This window comes from Devosia sp. Leaf64, assembly GCF_001421945.1.
In the GTDB taxonomy this organism is placed as follows: Bacteria; Pseudomonadota; Alphaproteobacteria; order Rhizobiales; family Devosiaceae; genus Devosia.
The window spans coordinates 1-1,342 of the sequence record NZ_LMLO01000009.1 but is presented as its reverse complement, the minus strand read 5'-3'; the positions used below and the strand labels follow the sequence as shown (position 1 = coordinate 1,342).

The 1,342-nt window shown below is 55.4% G+C and carries 1 pseudogene; it reads left to right on the top strand.

From position 1 onward, the window contains the following. Positions 1 to 928 precede the first annotated feature (928 nt). Positions 929 to 1,045 (top strand): annotated as a pseudogene (locus ASE94_RS21640) (zinc-binding alcohol dehydrogenase family protein); the annotation flags it as partial. Positions 1,046 to 1,342 lie beyond the last annotated feature (297 nt).

Genomic DNA, 1,342 nt, shown 5'->3' with positions numbered 1-1,342 from the left:
GGGTGGTTTCCGGACTGGCAGCTTCCGGTTCTTGCCATTATGAACCGGACATGGCAGCCACTCGGTCGTTCTACATTATTGATCCAATCCGGGCGCGTTAGATGTTGATGAAAGAATATGCTGGCAGGATCTGAACGCCTCTTTATCAAGGGTCCCGTTGGCAAGATCCAACTGACAATGAGTTACCCCGCAAGCATGCCGAAAGGTGTAGCCCTGGTTAGCCACCCTCAACCGCTTCTAGGCGGCTCGCCTCGGCATCCGGTGCCCCACAACGTAGCACGGCGGCTGAGTAGGGTAGGATGGATTGCCGTTAGACCTAGCTTTAGAGGGGTCGATGAAACAGACGGAGAATATTCGGATGGGGAAGGTGAGGCCGAAGACGGTCTAGCCGTCGCACAGCACATGCGCCAGCAACACCCAGGCTTGCCTTTGGCGTTGGTGGGTTTTTCTTTTGGGGCCCACGTGTATGCACGTCTTGCCTGTCTCCTTGAGAAAACCGATCCTGCTCAGAAGATCGTGCTGATGGGGTTACCAATAGGACTGGTGCCTGGAGGGCGAACTTATCCGGCGTTAGACATTCCTGCTCGCACATTGCTTCTGCATGGACAGGAAGACGCAATGGCATCACTAAGCTCCTTGCTCGATTGGGGCGCCCGCGACCATCATCCGGTCACGGTTTTTCCCCATACGGATCACTTCTTCAAAGGGTGTCTGGAGCAGGTCTTGGACCGTGTTGTGCGACACCTTGGTTGAGACGACAAAACCCGGAATTCTGTTGAGCGGTGCAAATCTTAAGCTTCGCCCTAGCGGCCTATCGTTGCTGAAGAAGCGGCACATCGTTTCGACCGAGATTCTGTTAGAAAGGACCAATGAGCCGCCACGTTTTGCCACTATGAACAGTAGCGCCTGGTCGACATAACCCCGCCAGGTTGCAAATATAGTCGATGCAGGCAAAATACGGACGACCGCCACCGAAGTTCATCCTCCGATCAATGCGGCTAACGTCAAGGCGCACGCTCTTATCGAGTGTGGCAAGGCTCGCTGAAAGGCAGCGCTCGAGGTTTTTTCATCGCTTTGCGCGTGCAAGCACTCAAGACCGTATTCCACCGGCATGTCCTTGTCTGCTTAAGGGAACGCTTTCAGCGTCGTAATGGCGGGAAACGGGGTCGAATGCGGGCCGCACCTTCCAGCGAGCACGAGACTGGCGTTCCGCACGGCATTGGGTCAAGGTGGTCATGGGCATTCAGGAGCCCATGACCTAGTGGCGCTTATCAGTCTTCTGCGGGGAGCATCTGTGGATTCCAGACTATCTCCCACAGATGACCGTTCGGATCGCGGAAGT